Annotated in this window: 20 protein-coding genes and 2 tRNA genes; 9 read left to right on the top strand and 13 right to left on the bottom strand. The window is 65.7% G+C overall.

The genetic code is table 11. From position 1 onward, the window contains the following. Window positions 1-75 precede the first annotated feature (75 nt). Window positions 76-411, bottom strand: coding sequence for a hypothetical protein (locus tag EF294_RS21390; RefSeq protein ID WP_185091006.1), 336 nt, complete (start codon window positions 409-411; stop codon window positions 76-78). 101 nt (window positions 412-512) lie between these two features. Here EF294_RS21390 and dnaG point away from each other — a divergent pair, with 101 nt between their 5' ends. Further along, the gene (gene dnaG, locus EF294_RS08920; protein WP_123928427.1) at window positions 513-2429 is read left to right on the top strand and encodes a DNA primase; all 1917 of its coding nucleotides are present in this window, start codon (window positions 513-515) and stop codon (window positions 2427-2429) included. A gap of 51 nt (window positions 2430-2480) precedes the next feature. Here the strand turns inward: dnaG and EF294_RS21385 are convergent, their stop codons facing one another. Then, a complete protein-coding gene (locus EF294_RS21385; RefSeq protein ID WP_185091005.1) occupies window positions 2481-2645 on the bottom strand; it encodes a hypothetical protein in 165 nt (54 codons plus the stop codon). 556 nt (window positions 2646-3201) lie between these two features. Here EF294_RS21385 and EF294_RS08915 point away from each other — a divergent pair. Genes EF294_RS08915 through EF294_RS08905 form a run of 3 tightly spaced genes read left to right on the top strand, consistent with a single transcriptional unit; the run spans window position 3202 to window position 8353 of the window. After that, window positions 3202-5448, top strand: coding sequence for a glycerol-3-phosphate 1-O-acyltransferase (locus EF294_RS08915; RefSeq protein WP_123928424.1), 2247 nt, complete (start codon window positions 3202-3204; stop codon window positions 5446-5448). Beyond that, on the top strand, window positions 5445-6932 hold the full coding sequence (locus EF294_RS08910; protein WP_123928421.1) for an HAD-IB family hydrolase: 1488 nt from the start codon (window positions 5445-5447) through the stop codon (window positions 6930-6932). The genes EF294_RS08915 and EF294_RS08910 overlap by 4 nt, the downstream gene beginning before the upstream one ends. Then, a complete protein-coding gene (locus tag EF294_RS08905) occupies window positions 6929-8353 on the top strand; it encodes a wax ester/triacylglycerol synthase domain-containing protein (RefSeq protein ID WP_123928418.1) in 1425 nt (474 codons plus the stop codon). The genes EF294_RS08910 and EF294_RS08905 overlap by 4 nt, the downstream gene beginning before the upstream one ends. A 42-nt stretch (window positions 8354-8395) precedes the next feature. On the opposite strand, the gene EF294_RS08900 is transcribed toward EF294_RS08905, so the two are convergent. The 5 genes from EF294_RS08900 to EF294_RS08880 all read right to left on the bottom strand — a co-directional run bounded on the left by EF294_RS08900 (window position 8396) and on the right by EF294_RS08880 (window position 13284). Continuing rightward, window positions 8396-8468 (bottom strand) — tRNA-Asn (locus EF294_RS08900). 123 nt (window positions 8469-8591) lie between these two features. Next, entirely contained in the window at window positions 8592-10190 is a 1599-nt protein-coding gene (locus tag EF294_RS08895; protein ID WP_123928415.1) for a regulator, read from the bottom strand. Window positions 10191-10293: 103 nt separating this feature from the next. Further along, window positions 10294-10986: a cysteine hydrolase family protein gene (locus tag EF294_RS08890; protein WP_123928412.1), complete on the bottom strand. Its 693-nt coding sequence runs from the start codon at window positions 10984-10986 to the stop codon at window positions 10294-10296. 56 nt (window positions 10987-11042) lie between these two features. After that, entirely contained in the window at window positions 11043-12476 is a 1434-nt protein-coding gene (locus EF294_RS08885; protein ID WP_123928409.1) for an allophanate hydrolase, read from the bottom strand. Between the two features lie 115 nt (window positions 12477-12591). Beyond that, window positions 12592-13284, bottom strand: a complete 693-nt coding sequence (locus tag EF294_RS08880; protein ID WP_123928405.1) for a GntR family transcriptional regulator — start codon at window positions 13282-13284, stop codon at window positions 12592-12594. Between the two features lie 198 nt (window positions 13285-13482). Here EF294_RS08880 and EF294_RS08875 point away from each other — a divergent pair. Beyond that, a tRNA-Ile gene (locus EF294_RS08875) sits at window positions 13483-13556 on the top strand. 57 nt (window positions 13557-13613) lie between these two features. Here EF294_RS08875 and EF294_RS08870 read toward each other — a convergent pair. The 5 genes from EF294_RS08870 to EF294_RS08845 all read right to left on the bottom strand — a co-directional run bounded on the left by EF294_RS08870 (window position 13614) and on the right by EF294_RS08845 (window position 16383). After that, on the bottom strand, window positions 13614-13943 hold the full coding sequence (locus EF294_RS08870) for a hypothetical protein (RefSeq protein ID WP_123928402.1): 330 nt from the start codon (window positions 13941-13943) through the stop codon (window positions 13614-13616). Between the two features lie 237 nt (window positions 13944-14180). Next, the gene (locus EF294_RS08865; protein ID WP_123928398.1) at window positions 14181-14399 is read right to left on the bottom strand and encodes a hypothetical protein; all 219 of its coding nucleotides are present in this window, start codon (window positions 14397-14399) and stop codon (window positions 14181-14183) included. A gap of 38 nt (window positions 14400-14437) precedes the next feature. Continuing rightward, window positions 14438-14866 carry a hypothetical protein gene (locus tag EF294_RS08860; protein ID WP_123928395.1) on the bottom strand — a complete coding sequence of 143 codons (429 nt, stop codon included), beginning with the start codon at window positions 14864-14866 and terminating at the stop codon, window positions 14438-14440. Window positions 14867-14870: 4 nt separating this feature from the next. Further along, window positions 14871-15332 (bottom strand): Panacea domain-containing protein, encoded by a 462-nt coding sequence (locus EF294_RS08855; RefSeq protein ID WP_123928393.1) that lies wholly within the window; start codon window positions 15330-15332, stop codon window positions 14871-14873. Window positions 15333-15630: 298 nt separating this feature from the next. Next, entirely contained in the window at window positions 15631-16383 is a 753-nt protein-coding gene (locus tag EF294_RS08845) for a GntR family transcriptional regulator (protein ID WP_123928390.1), read from the bottom strand. A 162-nt stretch (window positions 16384-16545) separates the two neighbouring features. On the opposite strand from EF294_RS08845, the gene EF294_RS08840 reads away from it, so the two are divergent. Next, window positions 16546-17403 (top strand): hypothetical protein, encoded by an 858-nt coding sequence (locus tag EF294_RS08840; protein ID WP_246007764.1) that lies wholly within the window; start codon window positions 16546-16548, stop codon window positions 17401-17403. A 1-nt stretch (window position 17404) separates the two neighbouring features. Here the strand turns inward: EF294_RS08840 and EF294_RS08835 are convergent, their stop codons facing one another. Next, the gene (locus tag EF294_RS08835; RefSeq protein WP_185091004.1) at window positions 17405-18574 is read right to left on the bottom strand and encodes a TetR/AcrR family transcriptional regulator; all 1170 of its coding nucleotides are present in this window, start codon (window positions 18572-18574) and stop codon (window positions 17405-17407) included. A 183-nt stretch (window positions 18575-18757) separates the two neighbouring features. Between EF294_RS08835 and EF294_RS08830 the strand changes: the two genes are divergently transcribed. From EF294_RS08830 to EF294_RS08820, 3 genes are all read left to right on the top strand, one after another. Further along, a complete protein-coding gene (locus tag EF294_RS08830) occupies window positions 18758-19585 on the top strand; it encodes an enoyl-CoA hydratase-related protein (RefSeq protein ID WP_123928384.1) in 828 nt (275 codons plus the stop codon). 89 nt (window positions 19586-19674) lie between these two features. Then, on the top strand, window positions 19675-21279 hold the full coding sequence (gene fadD5, locus EF294_RS08825; RefSeq protein ID WP_123928381.1) for a fatty-acid--CoA ligase FadD5: 1605 nt from the start codon (window positions 19675-19677) through the stop codon (window positions 21277-21279). A 254-nt stretch (window positions 21280-21533) separates the two neighbouring features. Further along, window positions 21534-22664, top strand: coding sequence for an NDMA-dependent alcohol dehydrogenase (locus EF294_RS08820; RefSeq protein WP_123928378.1), 1131 nt, complete (start codon window positions 21534-21536; stop codon window positions 22662-22664). Window positions 22665-22686: the final 22 nt, after the last annotated feature.

Here is a 22686-nt window from a genome sequence, read left to right as displayed (position 1 = left end):
TCATCGCGCGGTGTTTGCCGATTCAGGATGGCCCCGGCATCTGTCGGGGTGGTGATCCGGTGTGAGCGCCATCGGTCAGGGCACCGGTGAGTCCCGGCTCGCGGCGGCGGTCGCCCCCCCACGACCACGTCCACCGCTGCACTCGTCCCTGCCCCGACGCCGTCGGCGCTCGGCAGAACGATCGTCGTGACTTCCCACCAGACCGACGTCCACCAGTGCGACGACGACTACTCCGACACCCGCGGCAACCACGCCCTGGGCAACCGCAACCGCCGCAGCCGAGCCGTCGTCCATGGCCGCCGTGTCACCTGCGATCTCGCCGTCGGCGACTACGTCGTCAACGGCATCCTCAACAGCAGCGATGAGCGATCGAGCGCAGGACGACTCAGCCGGATCGGGCGCGTCGACCACGGCGCCTTCGGGGAAGGCCGATCCGGGGAATTGAGTGCGGTTCCTCCTCGCCGGTCACGTCGGTCGCGATCACCACGGTCGCGGTCACTACACTGGGCGAAGTGGCAGGCCGAATCCCCGATCGCGACATCACGGCAATCCGTGAGCAGACGCGAATCGAGGACATCATCGGCGAGTATGTGGCGTTGCGCCAGGCCGGTTCCGATCGCCTCAAGGGCCTGTGTCCCTTTCACGACGAGAAGACCCCGTCGTTCCACGTCCGCCCGGTGCACGGCCATTTCCACTGTTTCGGGTGCGGTGAGGGCGGCGACGTCTACAGCTTTCTGCAGAAGCAGGAGCACATCGGTTTTGTCGAGGCAGTCGAGCAACTCGCCGACCGGATCGGCTATCAGATCCACTACGAGGGCGGCGGACCGAGTGTCGTGCGTGATCGCGGCACCCGGGCCCGCCTGGCCGCCGCGAATGCCGCGGCACACAAGTTCTACGTCGACCAACTGCGCTCACCCGAAGCGCAGATCGCACGCGACTATCTGACCGAACGTCACTTCGACGCGGCCGCTGCGGCGCAGTTCGGCTGTGGGTATGCCCCGGCCGGCTGGGACACGCTGACCACACACCTGCTCGGTCAGGGCTTCGAGTTCGACGAGCTTCGCGAGGCGGGACTGTCGAAGGAGGGCCGCAAGGGACCGATCGACCGGTTTCATCGTCGGCTGCTCTGGCCGATTCGCAATCTCGGCGGCGATATCATCGGCTTCGGAGCGCGCAAACTCTTCGACGACGACAATCTCGGCAAGTACATGAACACGCCGGAGACCATGCTGTACAAGAAGTCTCAGGTGCTGTTCGGTCTGGATCTGGCGAAGAAGAACATCGCCAAGGGTCATCAGGTGGTCATCGTCGAGGGGTACACCGACGTGATGGCGATGCATCTGTCCGGGGTGACCACGGCGGTCGCCTCGTGCGGGACGGCTTTCGGCGAGGATCATCTGGCGCTGGTGCGCAGGCTGATGATGGACGACTCGTACTTCCGTGGCGAGGTGATCTACACCTTCGACGGCGATGACGCGGGAAAAGCGGCTGCGCTCAAGGCTTTCGAAGGAGAACAGTCGATCGCCGGGCAGACCTTCGTGGCGATCGCCCCCGACGGGATGGATCCGTGTGAACTGCGGCAGGAGCGGGGCGAGGCCGCAGTACGCGACCTGATCGCCCGCCGAATCCCGATGTTCCAGTTCGCGATCAAGACACTGATCGCCGCGCACGATCTCGACACCGCCGAGGGCAGGGTGCATGCGCTGCGTGAAGCGGTGCCGGTGGTGGCCCGCATCAAAGACGTTGCACTGCGCGACGAGTACGCACGCCAACTCGCCGGCTGGGTGGGGTGGGAAGAGGTGCCGCAGGTGCTCGCCCGGGTCCGCGAGGAAGCCGCCCGGCACAACCGCGCTACGGGCCGCGCACAGACAACCGGGGCGTCGGGGATGCGACGCGATCGACCCGAGGCGGCGAAGGGCCCGTCGTCGGCGCGTCCCCGCGCCGACGACCCGCGGCTCTGGCCGCAACGTGAGGCGTTGAAGGCGGCGCTGCAGTACCCGGCGATCGCCGGGACGGTGTTCGATTCGCTTCCGTCCGAGTGCTTCACCGAGCCGATCTACATGCGGTTGCGTCAGGCGATGGCCGACCTCGGCGGCACGTCGTCGGGCATGGGTGGCGCGCAATGGGTGGACGCGGTGAACCACGAGGTCGACGACCCGGTGCTCTCGCCGATGGTGACCGAACTCGCCGTCGAGCCGATGAGCGTGACCGAGGACAACATCCCGCGCTACGTCAACAGCGTGCTCGCCCGCTTGCAAGAGGTGTGGGTCGGTGCGCAGATCGCCGACATCAAGTCACGCCTGCGGCGTATGGCGCCCAGCGAGGACCCCGACGCGTACAACGCCGTCTTCGGTGATTTGGTTGCACTCGAGGCCTATCGCCGCAGTCTGCTCGAGCAGGCCGTCGACCCCACCGAGGGCATCGGCTGACCGAGGCCTTTGCCGAGCAGTGCGCTCAGAGGCCTTTGCCGAGCAGTGCGCTCAGGCCGCTTCGGTACGGATGCCCGGACGCAATTCGGCCGGATACATCGGTCGGTGCGGGTCGTCGGCGTTGTAGACGCACCCACCCGCGTAGGTGTGGATGCCCGAGCAGCGGTCGGGGATGGGGCGCGGACGCCCCCAGATGTGATCGGCGGTCGCAGTCATGGTCGCCTCCCTCGGTACGTCGTGGACGATGCACAGAAGTATGGGGGCATACCTGTCCGAATGGGCAGTGAGCGCGGTGTTTCACTCCGGACGAGTTCAGGTGAGGTGCCTCACACTCCACGGGCGGGTTGACGCATCGATGGACCGAAGGAGGCGTGCAGCGGCTGCGGCCGCCCGCAAACACGTTGAGCCCGAACCGATGTGATCACCGGTCCGGGCTCAACGTCAGTCGGTTCTGGTCTGGTCAGTCTTTTCGGCCCAGAATCACGATCGCGAATCCGATGCCGCTGATCACGCAGGAACCGGTGTGACGGCCGGCATCGCCCTCAGTGCGTTCACGTCGGGAACGCCACGCTTGGGCGCCTGCGGTGACGGGGTGCTTGTGTGAGATCGGGACTGTGGCCCGCCGCGTCGGGTGCATGGGCACGGAACGCCTGCCCGGGCCGAGTCGGGCGGCGACACGAGGCGATTCCCGGCGTTCAGCTGAACGCGCGGTGTGGTGTGGGTCACAATGGTTCGTGCCGGGAGTCGTCGGAATGAGGAGAGGTGGCGGTCGTTGACAGACATCGTGCTCGCGGAGGTCGGGACGCCGTGCGAGCGACAGGTGGTGGCGGAGTGGGCTCAGACCGCACATCCCGACGCATTGTTGCGGACCCTCGACGAGATCGATGCCGAGAACCTCGAACCCGAGACCGCACTCATCCCCGCACGCGTGGTGTGGCTTCCCCCGGTCCGCAAGGGGGAGCGGCGGGTGTCGGTGGCCGACGTTCTCGTGCTGTCGAATCCGCGGCGACCGCCGGCCTTTCGGCAGAACGCGATCAAGAAGCGCCGACCCGATCGGGTGCGGGTGGCCGTCGGGGAGGCGGCCACCGTCGCCGATCTGCGCGCCAGGCATGAGCAGTCGTCGGCGGAGGGAGAGGCCTTCACCGCGTTCGTGGGGGTACAGGCGGCGTTGTCGGCCGAACGGGCCGAACGCCAGATCGTCGGCGACCGCTACAAGGTGCCGCGCCTGGTCGCCGAACAGATCGGTTCCTCGGCACGTTTCCGTGACAATGCCGCCGCACTTGCCGCCGATCTCGGCCGGCCGGTGGCCGCGGTGATGGCCGAGGCCACCGACAAGATGTCGGCCTTCGTGGCCACCCAGAGCCGGCTCATGGACGACGTATTCTCCTCCACGTTCCGCGCGCTCTACGAGCGCGCGTGGACGGTGTCTGTCGACCTGGACACCCTCGGCCGTCTGCGCGCGCTGAACAAGTGCCACGGTCTGATCTTCCTGCCCTCGCACCGCTCCTACGTCGACACCCTGGTGCTCTCGGAAGTCCTTCGTAGCCATGACTTCCCACCGAATCTGGTCCTCGGTGGCAACAATCTCGCGATCTGGCCGATCGCGCCGGTGGCACGCCGCGCGGGAGTGATTTTCATCCGGCGCAAGTTCGGCGGCGACCCGGTCTACAAGTTCGCGATGCGCTCCTACCTGTCGTTCATCGTCGACAAGCGCTTCAATCTCGAGTGGTACATCGAGGGCGGTCGCAGCCGAACCGGCAAACTCCGCCCACCGAAACTCGGCTTGCTGTCGTATGTGGTCGACGCGATCGAACAGCTCGACGATGCCGACATGATGGTGGTGCCGACCTCGATCGTCTACGACCAACTCCACGAGATCGCAGCGATGGCACGGGAATCGGCCGGTGGTGCGAAGAAGCCCGAGGACGTCACCTGGCTGTTGAAGTACGCCAAAGCTCAACGCACCCACCTCGGTACGGCGCGGGTGCGCTTCGGGACACCCTTCTCGCTGCGCGAGGCCATCGTCGAAGGTGGGGATGATCCGGCGGCGCTGGACAAGATCGCCTTCCGGGTGATGGACGAGATCAACGCCGCCACACCGATTTCGGCCACGTCCCTGGCAGGTTTCGCACTGCTGGGCGCGGGAGAGCGTGCCTATACGGCCGGGGAGATCGAGGAGATCCTCGAGCCGCTCCTGGACTATATCGACCGCCGGGGACTGCCCGGGCCGGACGCGCAATTGTGCCGCGGCCTCGGTTTGCTCTCGACGCTGCGTGAACTCACCGCCGCAGGGGTGCTCACCCGATTCGACGGTGGCACCGACACCGTCTGGTCGATCGCACCCGGCAATCATGCCGTTGCCGCGTACTACCGCAACGGCGCCCTGCACCACTTCGTCGACCGGGCGATCGTCGAGATGGCCTTGGTGGCCGCCGATCGCGGCGATTTCGAGGCCGATGTGGATGCGATGCTGGCCGCCTCCCAACAGGAGGCCTTGCGTATCCGCGATCTGCTGAAGTTCGAGTTCTTCTTTCCCACCAAAGAGATGTTCCTGCACCGACTCGGCGCCGAACTCGACCTCATCGCCCCCGAATGGCGCGACACCCCACCGACCCCACAGTGGATCCACCAGACCCTGCTCGCCACGTCCGGTGCGCTGTTCGCCCGGCGCACACTGCAGACGTTCTTCGACGCGCAACTCGTTGTCGCGCAACGACTCGTCGCGCTCGGCGACGCACCCATCGACAAGGAGCGGGTGCTCGCCGACTGTCTTGGACTCGGCCGCCAGCTGGAACTGCAGGCGGTGATCCGCAGCAAGGACTCGGTGTCGACCGAGTTGTACGACGCTGCGTACCGGCTTGCCGACAACCGACATCTGATCGCTCGGGCGGCGGACGCCGAGCCGGGCGTCGGTCTTGCCGGGGCGCGGCGGGCGTGGCTCGATGAGGTCGAGGAGATGCGTGAACGGCTTGCCAAGATCGCGGCGATCGAGGCCGAGCAGATCGGGGGCATCCGGTGAGCGCGCTCGCCGAGCGATTGGCGCAGATCCGATCGGCTAAGCGCGGCAAGCAGGTCGGGGCGTTCTTCGACTATGACGGCACTCTGATCGAGGGCTTCTCGGCGACCGCGATCATCGGGGCGCGGGTGCGCAGTATGGAATTCGGACTCCGTGAACTCGCCGACTTCCTGCTTATCGGACTGCGCGGCGTCGAATCCGAGCAGGACTACGCCGAGGTGCTCGACGCGACGCGACCCACATTCGCCGGCAAGACCTATGACGACCTGCTCGCGCTGGGCGAGAGCCTGTTCACACACGAGACGGCCGCCCAACTGCGACCACAGATGTGGCAGATCCTGCGCGCACATCGGGCGATGGGCCACCGCATCGTCATCGCGTCGTCGGCGACGCGGTTCCAGATCGCCCCGATCGCCCGTGAGATCGACGCCGATCACGCGCTGGCCACCGACGTGGAAGTGGTTGACGGCGTGGTGACCGGTCGGGTGGTGGGCCGGCCATTGTGGGGGCCGGGAAAGGCGGCGGCGGTGCGTGCGCTGGCACGCGAACACGACATGGATCTCGACGCGTCGTTCGCCTACAGCGACGGCAACGAGGACATTCCGTATCTGGAGTCGGTGGGACATCCGGCGGCGGTGTCGCCCAAACGCGTCCTGCGCGCCGAGGCGCTCGCCCGCGGATGGCCGATCCTGGATCTGCGCAACCCAACCCACAATCGACTCGAGATGGCGGTGCGCACCGGCGCCTTCTACGGCACCTTTCTCACCTCGGCCGCGGTTGGGGTGCTCGGTGGGCTGGTGCGGCGGGACCGGTCGGCGGAGATGATGCAGTCCGCGGTGTCCGGGGGTATGGATGTCGGGCTCGCGCTGGCCGGGGTGCGTGTCGAGGTCATCAGTGGCGCAGAGTATCTGACGTCGGCTCGCCCGTGCGTCTTCGTCTTCAATCATCAGTCGAAACTCGATCTGCCGGTGATGATCCACCTGGTGCGCTCCGATGCGACGGGCGTTGCGAAGAAGGAGATCGGCCGGCTACCGGTCTTCGGCCAGGTCCTCGACGCCGCCGGGGTGGTGTTCATCGATCGGGCCGACGCCGGGAAAGCCATCGAGCAGCTCGCGCCCGCGGTGGCCAAACTCCGCGACGAGGGCGCCTCGTTGGTCGTCGCACCCGAGGGAACCCGCTCGGCGACACCACGAGTTGGACTGTTCAAGAAAGGTCCCTTTCACATTGCGATGCAGGCCGGGGTGCCGGTGGTGCCGGTGGTGTTGCGCAACACGGGTGAGCTGATGTGGCGCGGGGCGCAGCTGATCAAGCCCGGCGTGGTGCAGGTCAAGGTGCTCGAGCCGGTGGACACCTCGTCCTGGAGCGCCGAAGACATCGGGCACCGCGCCGAAGAGATTCGGCAACAATTCATCTCGACACTGGCCGACTGGCCGGTCGACCTTTTCGAGAACGGTCGGTCGGCCGCGGACCAGGAGGTGATCGGATGAGCGAGGACCGTCCACTCGACTGGGGCACCGAACCGCATATGAGCCCGGTCGACACCGTGATGTGGCGGGGCGACAGTGATCGCCGGCTCCGCGGAACGATCTGCATGCTGGAGATCTATGACATTGTGCCGGAATGGGATCGGCTGATCGCCGCCCACGAGTGGGGTAGCCGAATGGCGCCGCGCTTTCGGCAGCGGGTGATCGACTCGCCGTTCGGTACCGGCACCCCGAGCTGGGCGATCGACCCCGAGTTCGACCTGCACTATCACGTCCGCCGGCTACGGTTGGCCGGGGACGGCTCGATGCGTGAATTGCTCTCCACCTGTGAGCAATTGGCGATGACGGCGCTCGATCCGGCGCGGCCGCCGTGGGAGGGCTATCTCATCGAGGGGCTGCCCGGCGGCAAGGCTGCGTACTTCCTCAAGGGTCACCATGCGCTGACCGACGGTCTCGGCGCGATCATCGCACTGGCGCAACTGCATTCGACCACCCGCGAGCCGAAACCCGACAAGCCGCAGCCGCCTGTGCCCGCCCCGGTCGACGTCTCGGCACTGGAGGTGTTGCGTCGTCAGATCGGCGACGAGGTGGCGCGGGTACCGCATCGCGTCGACGTCGTGGTGAGCGGTGCCCGTGCACTCGTCGACCCGAAACGGGCGTTGAGCAAGGCACTGCGCTACGGACGTTCGGTGCCACGGGTGGCCGGTCTGGTAAGCCCACCCGGGTCACCACTGCTGGCCCATCGCAGCCTGTCGTGGCGGTTCGCGGCGTTCGAGGTACCCTTCGCCGATCTGCGTGCCGCCGGGTCGGCGGTGCGTGCTTCGGTCAACGACGTGTACCTGGGTGGCCTGATCGGCGGATTCCGCATCTATCACGAGCGCCTCGGCCGGCCGGTGGAGGCGATTCCGGTGGCGATTCCCATCTCGGTACGCCGACCCGAGGACCCCGAAGGAGGCAATCGGATTGCGGTGGGCCGCATGGCCGGTCCGGTCGGCATCGCCGACCCCTTCGAGCGGGTGCTGACGATCCGCGAGCAGGTGCGGGCGGCGCGCACCGAACCCGCCGTCGACGTGTTCAACACCATGGGACCAGTACTGGCCTGGATACCGGGATGGCTGCTGGGACGTTTCAGCGGGGCCACCAGCGGTAACGACCTGCAGGCGAGCAACGTTCCGGGAATCCCATGGGAGACCTTCGTCGCCGGCGCCAAGGTGGAACGGATGTATCCCTTCGGCCCGCTGCCCGGCTGCGCGGTGATGGCGACGATGATCACCCACAACGGCATTGCGTGTCTGGGAATCAATTTCGATGCGGCGTCGATCACCGAACCGGAGATCTTCGCCGACAGCGTCGTCGCCGGGTTCGATGAGGTGCTGGCCCTGTCCGGGGCTGACTCGCCGGCAACGATGACCCACGTGGTGTGAGTCGAAAAACAAAAAACCGCCTGTGACCAGGCGGTTTTGTTGCTCCCCCAACTGGACTCGAACCAGTAACCGTTCGATTAACAGTCGAATGCTCTGCCAATTGAGCTATGGGGGACTGCTCGGGTGGTGCCGGTGTCACCCCGTCGGGGCGGCATCAGAACCGAACGCTGACTTTAGCGCATGGGTCGGGCAAAGAACAAAACGCCAGTTCGCGCCACCCGAGCAGTCCCTCGGGCTCTCAGTGACCGGCGACGACGTCGGCCTCGTCGACGACCACCGGGATGCGGGCTCCCGGAAGGAACCAGTACGCCAGGCAGATCAGGCCGAAGAAGAGGTAACCCAGGGCCACAGCCGGATTGGCCGCCCACGCCACCTCCGGTGCGTGGATGAGCCCGATGAACGACAGCACGGCGCCGACGCCGCATGCGATCGCCGCGTAGTGAAACTTCTTGTCGAGGATGAAGGTCACGATGGTGCCCAGGATCAGTCCTACCAGCACCGCGCCCTGGCCGAGTGTAGTCAGGCCGCTGTAGACCAGGCCGGCATTGCCGAGAGCAGCGTCGCCGACCTTGTCGGCGGTCGTCCCCGCCGCGGACAGGGCGTTGTCGATCAGCCCGCTGCCCCACTGGGCGAGGTTGGGCAGGATCGCGGCAACCACCGCGACCGCGTGCAGACGTGGCACCGCCTGGAACGCCTGGGCGCCGATGAGCAGGCCGATGTAGAGCAAGATCGGGACGATCGCCGGAACCGGCAGCAACGCCTCGAGCACCCCGAAGAGTCCGGCGAAACACAGCACACCGATCGCGACCCCGCTCGCCAGGGAGTACCCGGCGCGACCGCCCGCATCCTTCCAGCCGGGATGACCGATATAGACCGCGGGCGGGAACGGTGACCCGAACGCCGCACCGATGCACGCACCGGCGCCGTCGGCGAGCAGCACGCTGCGCAGGTTGTAGCTGTCGCCGGCCGCCGCGGCACTCTCCACATTGCTCATCGCCTCGGTGAAGTTGTAGACGCCCAACGGGATCGCCGTCCCGAGCAGCGGGGCGAGATGTCCCAGTCCGGAGAACAGCATGTCGAAGCGCTGGTCGGGGATGCCCACCGCGATGTCGGAGACCGCTGCGGTGAGGTCGGGTACCGACATGAAGCCACCGATCCAGCCGATCGCCGTACCGACCAGCAGAGCGGCCAGGCCGACGGGGATGTTGCCGGGTAGCCGCACATCGGTGAAGAAGCCGATCAGTATGATGCCCAGCACCGGCAGCCCGATCCAGGCGGCGTCCCACATTTGTCCGGCCGGGCGCATCGCAATGAAAGTGAGCGAAATGCCCGCCAGGGTGCCGAGCATTGCTGCGCGCGGGGTCAGTCTTCGGACGTAGGGCCCAACGAACGCGCCGATCATAACGATGACGCCGATCATGAACGCCCACGCGAGACCGGCCTCCCAGGCCTGCATCGCGTCCTTGGTCGTGAGATAGACGGGCAGCATCACGACGAAGACGACGATGAACATGTGGGGCACGCTCGGGCCGTACGGCAGCGCGGTCACGTCGGTGCGGCCTTCACGACGGGCCAGGCGCCGGGCCAGGAACGTGTAGTAGACGTTGCCGAGGATCAACGCGACGCCGAGAGCCGGGAGCACTGTCCCCAAGACATCGTCGGCGGGGATCTTGACCACACCGATCATGAGGCCGGTCAGGGTTAACACGTTGACCAGGATGTTGAAACCAAGGCCGAAGAACGCGTTGGTGTCGCCACGAGTCCACCAGGGGATCCGTGGGTTCGGTGTGGGGGACGGATTTGCTGCGGGAGAGGTGGTTTCGGCGGTGGCGCTCATCGCGATTCCTTGAGGTGCTCGGGCGGATGCTGTGTCGGGAGTCGGGAGTCGGGGGACTGGGGTGGTCGGGACTGGGGGACGTCGGTGTCCGTGGCGGGGCGGATCAGGAAGCGGCGTCGTCGGTGTTGGAACCGTCCAGTGCGGCGATGACGTCGGCGCTGTGGGCGGTCCACCCGAAGATGCCGCCTTGGGCGACGACCATCTCCAGGCCGACACGCTGGAATTCGGGGAAATACGAACCGACACAGTCGGACATGACGACGCACTCGTAGCCGCGGTCGTTGGCCTCGCGTGTGGTGGTGTGGACGCAGACCTCAGTGGTGACCCCGGTGACGAGCAGTGAGGTGATGCCGCGGCTCTGGAGGACCTCTGCGAGCCCGGTGGCGTAGAAGGCGCCCTTGCCCGGTTTGTCGATCACCACTTCGCCCGCGGCGGGTGCGAGTTCGTCGATGATGTCGTGCCCGTACTCGCCCCTGATCAGAATCCGGCCGAACGTCCCGGTGTCACCGATGCGTTTGCTGGGCGTGCCACGTCGGAGCTTGGCCGGCGGGCAATCGGAGAGGTCCGGTTCGTGTCCTTCGCGGGTGTGGATGACGGGTAAGCCCACTCGACGTGCGGCGGCGAGAAGGTCAACCAGCGGCGGAATCACCTTCTGCAGTAAGGTGACGTCGTTGCCGAGGGACTCCCCGAAACCGCCGGGAAGCAGGAAATCGCGCTGCATGTCGATGATCAGCAGCGCGGTGTGATCGAGATCGAGGTCGATCGGGGCGGGTGTGGCAGGGATGGTCACGGCCATGGTGTCTCCGGTGGGTGCGAGCGAAGGGGGTGGCGGCGGTTGTCGACGGCGGTTGTCTACGACGCGCGAGTGGTTGCCTCAGAGTCGGTGTCGGCGGGGTGCTGATGCCCAGGGTGATGGCGCGGTTCGTCGAGAAGATTCGCCGCCATCTGCAGCACCGCGTCGTCGTGCAGGGCGTTGCCGAGCACCATGACACTGTGCGGTCGGCCGTCGGCGGTGAGTCCTTGTGGGACAGCGACCCCGGTGAGGTCGAGGAGATTGCCGAAGTGGGTGTAGTGGCCGAGCATGGTGTTGGTCGCCAGGGGTTGGGCGAGCACCTCCGCGACGGTGAAGGTGCGGCCGATCGTGGGTATGACGAGGACGTCGATCCCGTCCCAGACCCGGCCGACCTCGGCGCGCAGTTCGGCGAGTCGTTGCATGGCGGCGAAGGCATCGACCGCGGTGTACTTGGTTGCGCCTTCGAGGATCTCGCGGACGACCGGATGGATCGAGTCCCGATGGGCGGCGAGGAATTCCCCGAAGACGACGAGCCGCTCGGCGACCCATGGACCCGCGTAGAGCAATTCGCCTGCGGCCAGGAACGGTTCGAGAGAGATCTCCTCGATGGTGACCGGAACCGGGAAGCGCATGTGCGAGAGCCGTTCCCGGAACGTCTGGTGAGCCTCGCGCAGCGCGTCGTCGCCGAAGAACTCCAGCTGCGACATCGGTGGCAGACCGACGGTGAGGCCCCCGCGGTGGTCCGCTCCGGGCGAGCGGGACCACGGGTCGGCCTCGTCGCGGGCTGCCATCACCGCCATCACGCGGTCGACGTCGTCGATGCCGTCGGCCATCACGGTGATGCAGTCCAACGACTTACACGCGGGAACGAGTCCGACCGCGCTGATCAATCCCCGCGAGGGCTTGTAGCCGACGATCCCGTTGAGCGCCGCCGGCACCCGACCGCTGCCCGCCGTGTCCGTCGCCACAGCAAACGGAACCTCGCCGAGCGCCACCGCGAGGGCGGAACCGGAACTCGAACCGCCCGAGATCATCTCATTGCCGAAAACGCTGCGTGGCAACGGGTACGGGGTGCGTGTGCCGTTGAGTCCGGTCGCGAACTGATCGAGGTTGGTCTTGCCGACGTACAGGGCGCCGGCATCGAGCAGGCGTTGTACCGCCGGCGCGGTCGTGTCGGGCGTGTAGGCGTAGTCGGGGCACGACAGCGTCGTTGGTACCCCGGCGACGTCGATGCTGTCCTTGACCCCGAACGGGATCCCATAGAGCGGCAGCGCGCGGGCACCGGGGCGCGCCTCGAGGTCCGCGGCGGCGCGCACGAGGTCATCGCCGGCAACCGTCGAGATCCAGGTTCCGTCTTCCCCGCGGGCGGCGATGGCGTCGGCCACCCGCCGGGCGGTGCGAGTCGGCGATCCGCCGCCGCTGAGGTGGCTGTCGAGAATTTCCGCGATGGTCGGACCTCCGAGGGGTCCACCGGAGCCGCTGCGAATGTTCATATCGTCGATTGTCGACAGAATCATGGCGGACGTAGAACATTTGTGTGTCGTTCGTGTTAGGCGGCGTCACACGCCGCATGCGCGCAGGAGTGGCGGAGCGCGTGCGAGGCGGATCTCAGGCGGATGCCGCGTCGTCGTCGAGCGCGGCGACCAGGTCGAGGTACCGCAGGTGGCCGTGATCGCGCAGCGCCGCCACGGTGGCCGCGACATCGTTGGCCTCGAGCGCGGCGAGGATGTCGTGGTGGCGACGCAAACCGTCATGCGAACCGTGATCGGCGGCTTCCGCGCGTAGATTGACCGCCATCGGCAGCTGAAGCTTCAGCAGGATCGGTGCCAGGGCGATGTCGAGCTGCCGATTGCCGGCGAGTCCCACGACGGCGGCATGAAAACGCCGGTGGGCGTCGTCTTTGTCCAACTCGTCGGAGGCGTTCTCGAGTTGCTCGATCGCGGCGCGAACCGGCGCCAACTGGGTTTCCGGATCGGTCAGCGGCAATGCCGATTCGACGGCGAAGCGCTCGAGTAGCTGACGTAGTTCGAACAGCTGCAGGATGTCTCGCGGTGACCACTCGGCCACCCTCGCGCCGCGGCGGGGCAGATGCTCGACGACTCCTTGCTGTGCAAGGAGTCGGAGTGCCTCCCGAATGGGTGCCCTGCTGAAACCCAAACTTGCGCAGAGATTCTCCTCGACAATCTTCTCGCCCGGCGCCAATGCCCCGGACAAGATGGCGTCGCGGATGCGTCGGGCGGCCACGTCGACGAGGCTTTCGGGGAGCCCTCGCCCCGGTCTTGCGTCATCGACCCCGGCCATGCGCCGTCACTCCTGTTTCGCTGGTTCTCGTTCTCGTTCGCTCGCCGGACGCGTCGTCGGTGCTACCGCGTCAGGCACGCCGTAGAGTCTAGTGCCCGGGTGCACCGCGGTCGGTTATGCCCGAGGTGCCAGGGCGACGCATGATCGCGGCTGCCGCACCGTGCGGTATTGTCGCTGCTCGGGCACGACGTGCCCGCTGGGGCGGTAGCTCAGTCGGTTAGAGCCGCGGACTCATAATCCGTAGGTCGCGGGTTCGAGCCCCGCCCGCCCCACCGATGAACAGTGGATACGTCCGTGGAGCCGCCGGGTCCATCGAGCCGATCCGACGTTTATTCGTCGTCTTTGCGGCAGTCAGGGGCGCTGTCGTCGGCGACCTCCAGTTGGAACTGGAACGGCGACTGTGCGTCCGTGCCGATGAGCGTTCGCTCGGCAGAGCCGAGGGCCGTTGACTCTCCAAACAGCATCCAAAGGGCATCGACGTTCGTCGGTAGGTCTGGCTTGGGCAGATGATGAGCCAGCAGTGGGGAGCTGAAGGCTTCAACAGTGGGGTAGTCGAGTACGTGCGCCACGACGAATACCACTTGAGCGTGGTTCTCCGCAGCCTTCTTTCTTAGCTGGCCGGCCGCTGCATCTATCGCTTCCGATGCGATGTGCTCCACGACTGCTGCCGCCCTGACGAACCGGCTACTGTGTGATCGACCCTCTCCTGATACTGCAGCGCTGGCTCGTATTGCTCGATCGATTCGTGCGTCGGCGGCCCACAAAACAGTTACCTCACCGATCGCGATGATTTGGCTTCCGATCGGGCTGACCTCATCTGGTGACACGGCGAGATTTGTTGCAGCATAAGGCCAGCTGTCTCCTATTTAGATTCAAGGCGCCACGCCGCTGCACTATTACGTCGTTCCGGCGATCACCGCGAGCGTGACGATCCCAGCGACAATGCCGAGGATGACTGCTGTGATGAGGTTGGCGACCACGACGGCGATCACCACCTGTGAGAACGACAGGTTGGCGTCCACACGACCGACAACCTCAACCACCCCAGAGTCCCTATTGCGGTCTTGACGGGCCAGCTCGGCGTCGATCATGGCGTCGGTGATGTGCTTGGTCATCACTGGATGATATCGGGCGTAACCGACGCGGTACTGGCTTAGCTTGAGCCGTGGTCGTACAGCTTGTTGAACTCTGGCTCGATCCACACAACGTGGAACACATCCCGCACTCTCACGCCCGCCATCGGCAGTTGCCCGCAGTAGCGGAAGACCATGAACTTGTCCGAATCCTCGAAAGCCTGCGGAATCGACGGTTTGATCGAATGCTTGGGAATCTGCTCGTACCCGAGTCCTTTGCGCGGAGCCTGACCCAGATCGTTCCAGGTCAGAGCGCATAGCCGCTGCAGCGTCTCGGCGAATGCCTTTACGCGCTCTTGGTCAAGCGCCTTGACATCAAAATCATTGACCAGGTGCTTCAAACAGAACTTTGGACTCTCCGCATTGTGATTGCGCGGCTCCGTAGGCACTCCGACACCATCTGCGGGTGCCGCTGGACGCTTTCCGCGCTTGCCGCTCTTCGCGCCCACCGCCTCACCGTTGAGCCGCGGGCGCGAAAAACGACCGCATGTCATCGACTGCTATGGTCGAGCCGCGCAAATCGCCTTCACCCCAAGCATTGAGCCAGGGCGCCTCTTCATGGGTCATATTCCGTAAGCGGGCAGCTGTAAACCCGCCGTATGTGTTCCAGACCTGGCCCAGGTAGAAGGACGTGTCGTCGTCGATCCGATCCCATGTGAAGTCATCGCTGTCATCCAGCTCGATCGGTGCCGCGCCGAACCTCTTGAACTCGTGGTAGACCGCAGGCACGACGGGACCGTGCGACCAGGCCTGCAGCGAGTCTGAAAATAGCGGTTTGCCGTTGCTCCCCAGGTGATGGCCCTGCGCGTAGTACAAGAGCTTCTGGAGCTTCATGTTCGTGAGTGCGTCCTCGGGGTCTGCCCAGGCCACAAACCACTTGGCGATGTCGATAGCACGGTAGGTGTGGTCCGACATAGCTATCTCCCTTCGCTTGTGGACAATCTGTGGAATATAACCCGGAGACTACGCGGAGTGTTTCCCGTTTCAGGAACTGGGTGCGGTGTGTCACTGTGCACCACATGATGCACCCGACCACCGACAGATCGAGCTTCGAACGGCAATAACAACCGCTGGCCGCGAAGCCATGTCCAGCCTGACGGCTATGTCGAGTTCGCCGCCGGCGAGCACGGTAGCCAGACCCGCGTGACCGTCCGGACAGATCAGTGGGTCTCGGCGGACCTGGGCGGCGTCTGACCCTTTCGTCCAACGCGAGTCAACTGTCGGGGTTATCCCAGATGCCGGTCTGATCAAGGTGTTTCATCAGCCGCTCGGCGCCGTCGTCGAATTGGCGGCGGGTCTGTGCGATCACACCGTCGCGATCGCCGGCGCGGTAGGCCGCGATCAGCCGATCGTGACTGTCCAGGGCGACCTCGCCCCATTCCGGGTCGGAGGCGTAGAGCTGGGTGGGGGTGTAGCGCGCTGCCGAGAAGAGGAACCAGGCGAGTTTTTTGCCGGCCGCGATCACGTTGTGGCGCCGGTGGAACTCGAATTCCGCGTCGATGATGGCCGCCGTGTCGCCGGATGCCACGGTCGAGCGAAATTTCTGGTTGCACCACTCAAGATCGGCGATGTCCTCGGAGGTAATCACCTCGGCTGTGCGCAGAGCGAGCTTCACCGCGATCTCACCTTGCAGCCAGAAGAGGTCGTCGACGTCGATGCGGTCGAGATCGGAAACCCGATAGCCGCGGTGAGGCTCGAGGCTGACCATTCCCTCCCCGCGCAGCGTGAGCAGGGCCTCGCGCACCGGGGTTACGCTTACCCCGAGCCGCTCGGCGGTTTCGTCGAGACGGATGTACTCGCCCGGCCGGAAGTCCGCGGTCATGATCAGATGCCGCAGGTGCGCGGCGACCTCCTCGGAGAGCTGCGGCCGGCGACGCAAGCGCGCATGGTCGTCGGCGCCGCCCGCCCGACCCTCCCGACGCTCGGACGCCGAATGTCGTGCTGTTGATGTCACGCTGGATTTCATTGGCCCCCCGTAGACCGTCGAGTTGAGTGCGCCACGCATCCGGCGCCGGCTCGAATTCGGGTACGTGCGTCGCCCGTGGATCGTCACGGCCGCCTCTGAATCATATGTCTGATACCTCTACCCGTGACCGCCGCCACAGATACTGCCGCTACATTGGTGGCCATGCCCAAGTCAGCACGCCGATCCACGCAGAGTTCTCCGGTGGACGAGAGCGCGCTTGCCGTCGATGGCGATGAGGGTGCGACCAGGGGAGACGTCGACACCGCAGACGCGGGCGATGACTTGGACTGGGCAGGTGAGCGCGCCGGATCGGGGACATCCGAACCCACGCCGCTCGACGGGCTCGGCTTCCTCGAGGCCAATCGCCGCGCGCGTGAGCGGTTGCGCGCCGACGCCGAACGCAAGGCGGTCCGCGCGTCGGATCCGGATCGGGTGCCGCGCAAACTCGGTGAGGTATCGGCGGCGACGTCGGGGCCCGTTGGGCGCCGGCGCCTGACGATGGGCGGGAGCCGTGCCCTGTTCGCGGCGGTTGCGGTGCTCGTGGTGCTCGTGGTCGGGCTTGGGATCTCCACCGGTATGCTGGCCTACCGCCTGCACAGCGCCGACAGTGCGGCCGCCGCCGGGCCGTCCGATGCCGACCGGAAGGCCGTCATCGACACCGCAAAGAGCTACGCCGCGACGCTGACCACCTACGACTCGTCGAACTACGGCGATCTCGACGCGCGTATCCGCCAGATCTCCACCCCCGACTTTGCCAAGACGTTCATCGCGTCCTCCCAGGACGCCCGAGCGGGAAATGCCAACGTCAAGGGCGTCTCCAAGGCCACTGCCGCACATGGGGGCATCGAGTCGATGAGTGCCGACAACGCCGTCGTGCTCGTCAGCCTGGATCAGGCCATTACCTCACCGGAGCTGACGAGCGAGGTGCCCCAAGGCATCCCGTATCAGTCCAGGGTATTGGTGACGCTCACCAAACAGGACAGACGCTGGATGCTGGCGGGGTTCACGGTCGTCGAATAATTCACCGGTTCAAGAGAATTCGTCGACAGATTGCGTCGATGCGAGCCGGCGCGGGCGGTTGGGGCCCGTGGACCAGATCGGTGACGACCGCCAGTTCGGCATGGACCAAAAAGCGCGCTCGGCTCGCGTCGACCTCTGGGTGCGCCCGGCACACCCAGGCGGCCCACTCCTCGACGTTGCGGCGTTGCTGGGTGCGCAGCGCGGTCCGGGTGTGGGCTTGGAGATGGCCCGCTTCGGAGAGGTAAACGGTCATCAGTTCCGGTGCGGCACAACATAGGTCGATGTAGCGCCGCACCATGTGCGCAACGGCGTCGGCGGGGGTCCGCGACGCGGCGAGGGCGTCGGCGATGCTGGCGGTGGTGCGGTCGGAGGCTCGCCAGAACGCTGCCTCCAATATCGCCACCTTGCTGGTGAAATGCCGGTAGACCCCGGAGGCTGGGATGCCTGCCGCCTGCCCGATCTCCTCGATCGTCACGTCGTGGAAGCCGCGAACCGCGAACAGGGCGATCGACTCGGACAGGATGATCTCGCGTCTGCCCGTCGGAGAGAGTCCGGGTCCGGTAACGGGAACCGACCCGGCGGTTTCGAGGAGATCGATGTCGAGCAGGCTCATCGCCGCGTCGCAGAGCAGGTGTTGCACCTCGGGTGCCGGCAGCGTGGCCCGATGAGTGGCGGGGCTGGCCACCACACTGGTCATCGCTGCGGCGAGGGTGTTGGCGTCGTGGCGGTCGAGGTCGGTGCGCGAGCGCAGGATCGCCGACCGAATACGGCGATGCTGCGCGATCACGACCGCGCGCACATGAGCGGCGCCGGTCCCGCTCAGATACCGCGATTCCCAGCGATAGAGACCGCCGGTGCGCCGGTTCTCGATCGAGGCCGTCGCGATGGCCGCCAGCAGTGCGTACAACTCCTGACGCGGATCGGTCTCGGTCGGGACGTTGGAGGTGGCGGCGGCGAGACGGTCCGCCAAGACCCTGGTGGCCTCGGCGAACAGGGCGTATTTGTTGGGGAAGTGGCGATACAGCGCTGGCGCCGACATGTCCGCGGCCTCGGCGATGTCGTTGAGGCGGACCGCGTGATAGCCGCCATCACTGAAGGCGCGCGCGGCCACCTCGATGAGGTGTGTGCGGCGATCGACCGGGCGCCGCCGGGGCGTACTCCGGGTGGTCACGTCGACATCGTAGTCGGATAGTTTATTCGCAGAGCTGAACCAGAGATATTTCGAGAAAAGTACTGGTGAAATGCCTATTGATCATATATATGTTAATCGACATTCTCGTGATTCAGGTCTCTTCGTGGTGTACCGTGTGGCATGTGCCCGCAGATGCGGACAGCGGTGAGAGTCAGGGGAGCGGTGAGCGAGAACACGACGATCGACGACGCGGTCGGCGGGGCACGGGAGGTTCCCGGCGTGATCGAGTCACTCGACGACAGCGGCGTGGCGCGGCTGACGATCTCGCGGCCCGAGCGGATGAACGCCCTCGACACCGATGTCAATCGGCGCATCGTCGAGGCTTTGACGAGCTGGACTGCCGACGAGTCGGTTCGCCTGGTGGTCATCGATGGGGCGGGAGGCAGTTTCAGCACTGGCGCCGACATCACCTCCATCGCTCACGGCGGTGGCCTCGACGGACTCGGGCGTGAGCAGGCGCACGGGATCATCTCCTCCGGCTCGAATCTGGCCCGCGCATTGCGTGCCGTACCGGTGCCGGTCATTGCTTCGGTCGATGGGGCCGCGGCGGGAATCGGTGCCTCGCTAGCCCTGGGAGCAGACCTGATCTATGCCACCGCCCGGTCCTACTTCCTGCTCGCGTTCATCAACATCGGTCTGATGCCCGACGGTGGGGCATCGATGCTGGTGGCCGCCGCGGTCGGTCGGGCGCGCGCCAATGCGATGGCGCTCCTCGGCGAGAAGCTCTGGGCGCCTGCGGCATACGACGCCGGACTGGTCACCGAGGTACTCGAGGACCGTGCGGCACTCGACGCGAAGGTTGCCGCAGCGGTCGACAAACTCGCGGGCTTGTCGCCCTCAGCGGTGCGTCTGACCAAGTCGGCTCTCGACGCGCACACGATGTCGGGATTCGCGTCCGCACTCGAGCGGGAGCTCGAGGGGCAGACCGAGTTGCTCCAGTCGCCGGAGTTCCGCGCGGCGCTCGCCGCCTTCACCGGGCGACGAAGCTGATCCTCGAAGTGCCGCCGAGCGCGGACTCTGCACGTACATCATTGCCGCACAAAAGTATCCGCGAAGCACACCAAGGAGAGAACGCCACGATGACCGCGACGATCGACAACACCATCGACCTCACCACCGAACCACTCCGGTCTCGTCGTAACCATTGGAACAACCAGGTCCGCCGACATGCGTTCATGAATCCCGACGGGCCCGCCCTGAAGTTCTTGGGCACCCTGACCACGTGGAAACAACTCGACGAACGCACGCGCGGGTTCGCTGCCGCACTGAGCCGACGCGGCGTGGGCTACGGCGATCGCATCCTGCTGGTGTTGCTCAACCGCTCCGAGTACATCGAGGCCGTGATGGGCGCCAACCTGATCGGGGCCATCCCGGTGCCGGTCAACGTCCGGATGAGTCCGGCGGAGATCGCGTTCCTGGTCAGCGATTCTGGCGCCAAGGTTATCGTCACCGAGTCTCTTCTCGCTCCGCTGGCCGACGCGGTGAGTGCCTCGACTGGGGCGATCGACACCACGATCGTCGTCGGTGATACCGAGAATCCCGCACACTTGAAGTTCGAGGAGCTCGTCGCCGAGGATTCGTCGGATCTCCCCGAGATCGACGTGCCGGAGGAATCGGTCGCACTGATCATGTACACCTCGGGGACGACCGGAAAGCCCAAGGGCGCCATGCTTACCCACCAGAACCTGCAGGCCCAGGCCGTCACCTGTCTGCAGGCCCTGAGTACCCGCCCCGACGACGTGGGATCGTGTGTGGCACCGATGTTCCACATCGCCGGACTCGGCGCGATGGCGCCGCTGATCTACATTGGTGCGCTGTCGGTGATCCACCCGCTCGGGGCCTTCGATCCCGATGACATGCTCGATACCCTTGAACGGGAGGGCATTACCTCGATCTTCCTGGTCCCCGCGCAATGGCAGGCGGTGTGCGCCGCACAGCAGGCCCGGCCACGCGATCTCAAGCTGCGGGTCATCAGCTGGGGTGCGGCCCCAGCGGCGGATACGGTCTTACGCGCGATGAACGAGACCTTCCCGGACGCGTTGAACGTCGCGGTGTTCGGCCAGACCGAGATGTCGCCGATCACCTGTGTGCTCGAGGGCAAGGATGCCCTGCGTAAGATCGGCTCGATCGGCAAGGTGGTGCCGGCCGTCACGGCCCGTGTCGTCGACCCGGAGATGAACGATGTGGCCCCTGGCGAGGTCGGTGAGATCATCTATCGCGGTCCCAACATGATGATCGGCTACTGGCAGAACCCGCAGGGCACCGCCGATGCCTTCCACGGTGGCTGGTTCCATTCCGGCGACCTCGTCCGCCAGGACGACGAGGGCTTCCTCTACGTTGTGGACCGTGCCAAGGACATGATCATCTCGGGCGGAGAGAACATCTACTGCGCCGAGGTCGAGAATGTGCTGTTCGGGCACGAGAAGATCGCCGAGGCGGCGATTATCGGTCGCGCGCACGAGAAGTGGGGCGAGGTGCCGGTGGCCGTCGTCGTGCTCGCCGAGGGCGTTGACGATCTGACCCTCGACGACCTCGAGCCTTACCTCAACGAGAATCTGGCACGCTTCAAGCATCCCAAGGACCTCGTGATCGTCGACGAATTGCCGCGTAACGCCGGCGGCAAGGTCGTCAAGCCGACGCTGCGATCGACCTACGGCAGCAAGGACGCCGGTCTGGCGAACTGACCGCCCCTTGTGAACGCGGTGTGGACCCCGGAGGTGGTTGGCACGCGCACTGCGTCGTCGGCCGGGGCCTTCTTCGTGATCGGCGGCCGGGTCGTTGGTGCGGTCGCTGGCCCGACGGTGGTCCAGGGGGACACGGGCGGAGACCCTCAGGTTCAAGAAATGAAACACGTTACAATTTTGAACTGGAACACGTTACAATTCCGCCCGAGGAGTGGCATGCGCCACGCCGTGCCGGCACGAGTGGAGGTTCGAGGGTGAAGACCAAGGGTGCGCTGCTGCGGGAACTGAACAAGCCGTGGCAGATCGAAGAGATCGAGATCGGTGATCCCAAGGCGCACGAGATCAAGATCAGGATGGAAGCGGCCGGGATGTGCCACTCCGATCATCATCTGATGACCGGTGGCATCCCGATGGCCGGATTCCCGATTCTCGGCGGTCATGAGGGGTCCGGCGTGGTCGAGGAGATCGGCGAGGGCGTCACCGACTTCGAGGTCGGCGATCACGTGGTGCTCTCCTTCATCCCGTCCTGCGGCAAGTGTCCGTCGTGCAGGTCGGGCATGGCCAACCTCTGCGACATGGGCGCCATGCTCCTGCAAGGGGAGGCGGTGTCGGACAACACGTTCCGTATTCACACCACCCAAGGTGAGAACGTCTACCCGATGACGCTGCTCGGTACGTTCGCCCCATACATGGTGGTACACGAGGCGTCGGCGGTGAAGATCGACAAGTCGATTCCGTTCGAGGTGGCCGCGCTCGTCGGATGCGGGATTCCCACCGGCTATGGTTCCTCTACCCGCAGCGGCGACGTCCGCCCGGGCGAGGACGTGGCGATCGTCGGCGTCGGCGGTGTGGGTACTGCGGCACTGCAGGGCGCAGTGATCTCCGGTGCGCGCAATGTCTTCGCGATCGACCCGGTCGAGTGGAAGCGCGAGCAGGCCATGAAATTCGGGGCCACCAAGACCTTCGCCTCGATCGAGGAGGCGGCACCGGCCATCGCTGAGATCACCTTCGGGCACATGTGCCACAAGGTGATCGTCACTGTCGGGGAGGTCCACGGCAAGGACGTCGACAGCTGGATGGGGATCACCGCCAAGGGCGGTACATGCGTCTTGACGGGCATGGGTAACATGCTCGAATCCGACGTGACCCTGAACCTGGCGATGCTCACCCTGCTGCAGAAGAACTTGCAGGGCACCATCTTCGGTGGTGCCAACCCCAAACTCGACATCCCGCAGCTGCTGTCGATGTATCGGATGGGCAAGCTGAACATCGACGACATGATCACCCGGCAGTACCGTCTCGACCAGATCAACCAGGGCTACCAGGACATGCTGGACGGCAAGAACATCCGCGGCGTCATCCGCTACACCGACGAGGACCACTGAGCGCGACGCCGCGTAACCTCTG

Source organism: Gordonia oryzae (assembly GCF_003797185.1).
Classification (GTDB): Bacteria; Actinomycetota; Actinomycetes; order Mycobacteriales; family Mycobacteriaceae; genus Gordonia; species Gordonia oryzae.
Note: the sequence above shows the minus strand (reverse complement) of the source record. Positions and strands in the feature narration are given on the sequence as shown.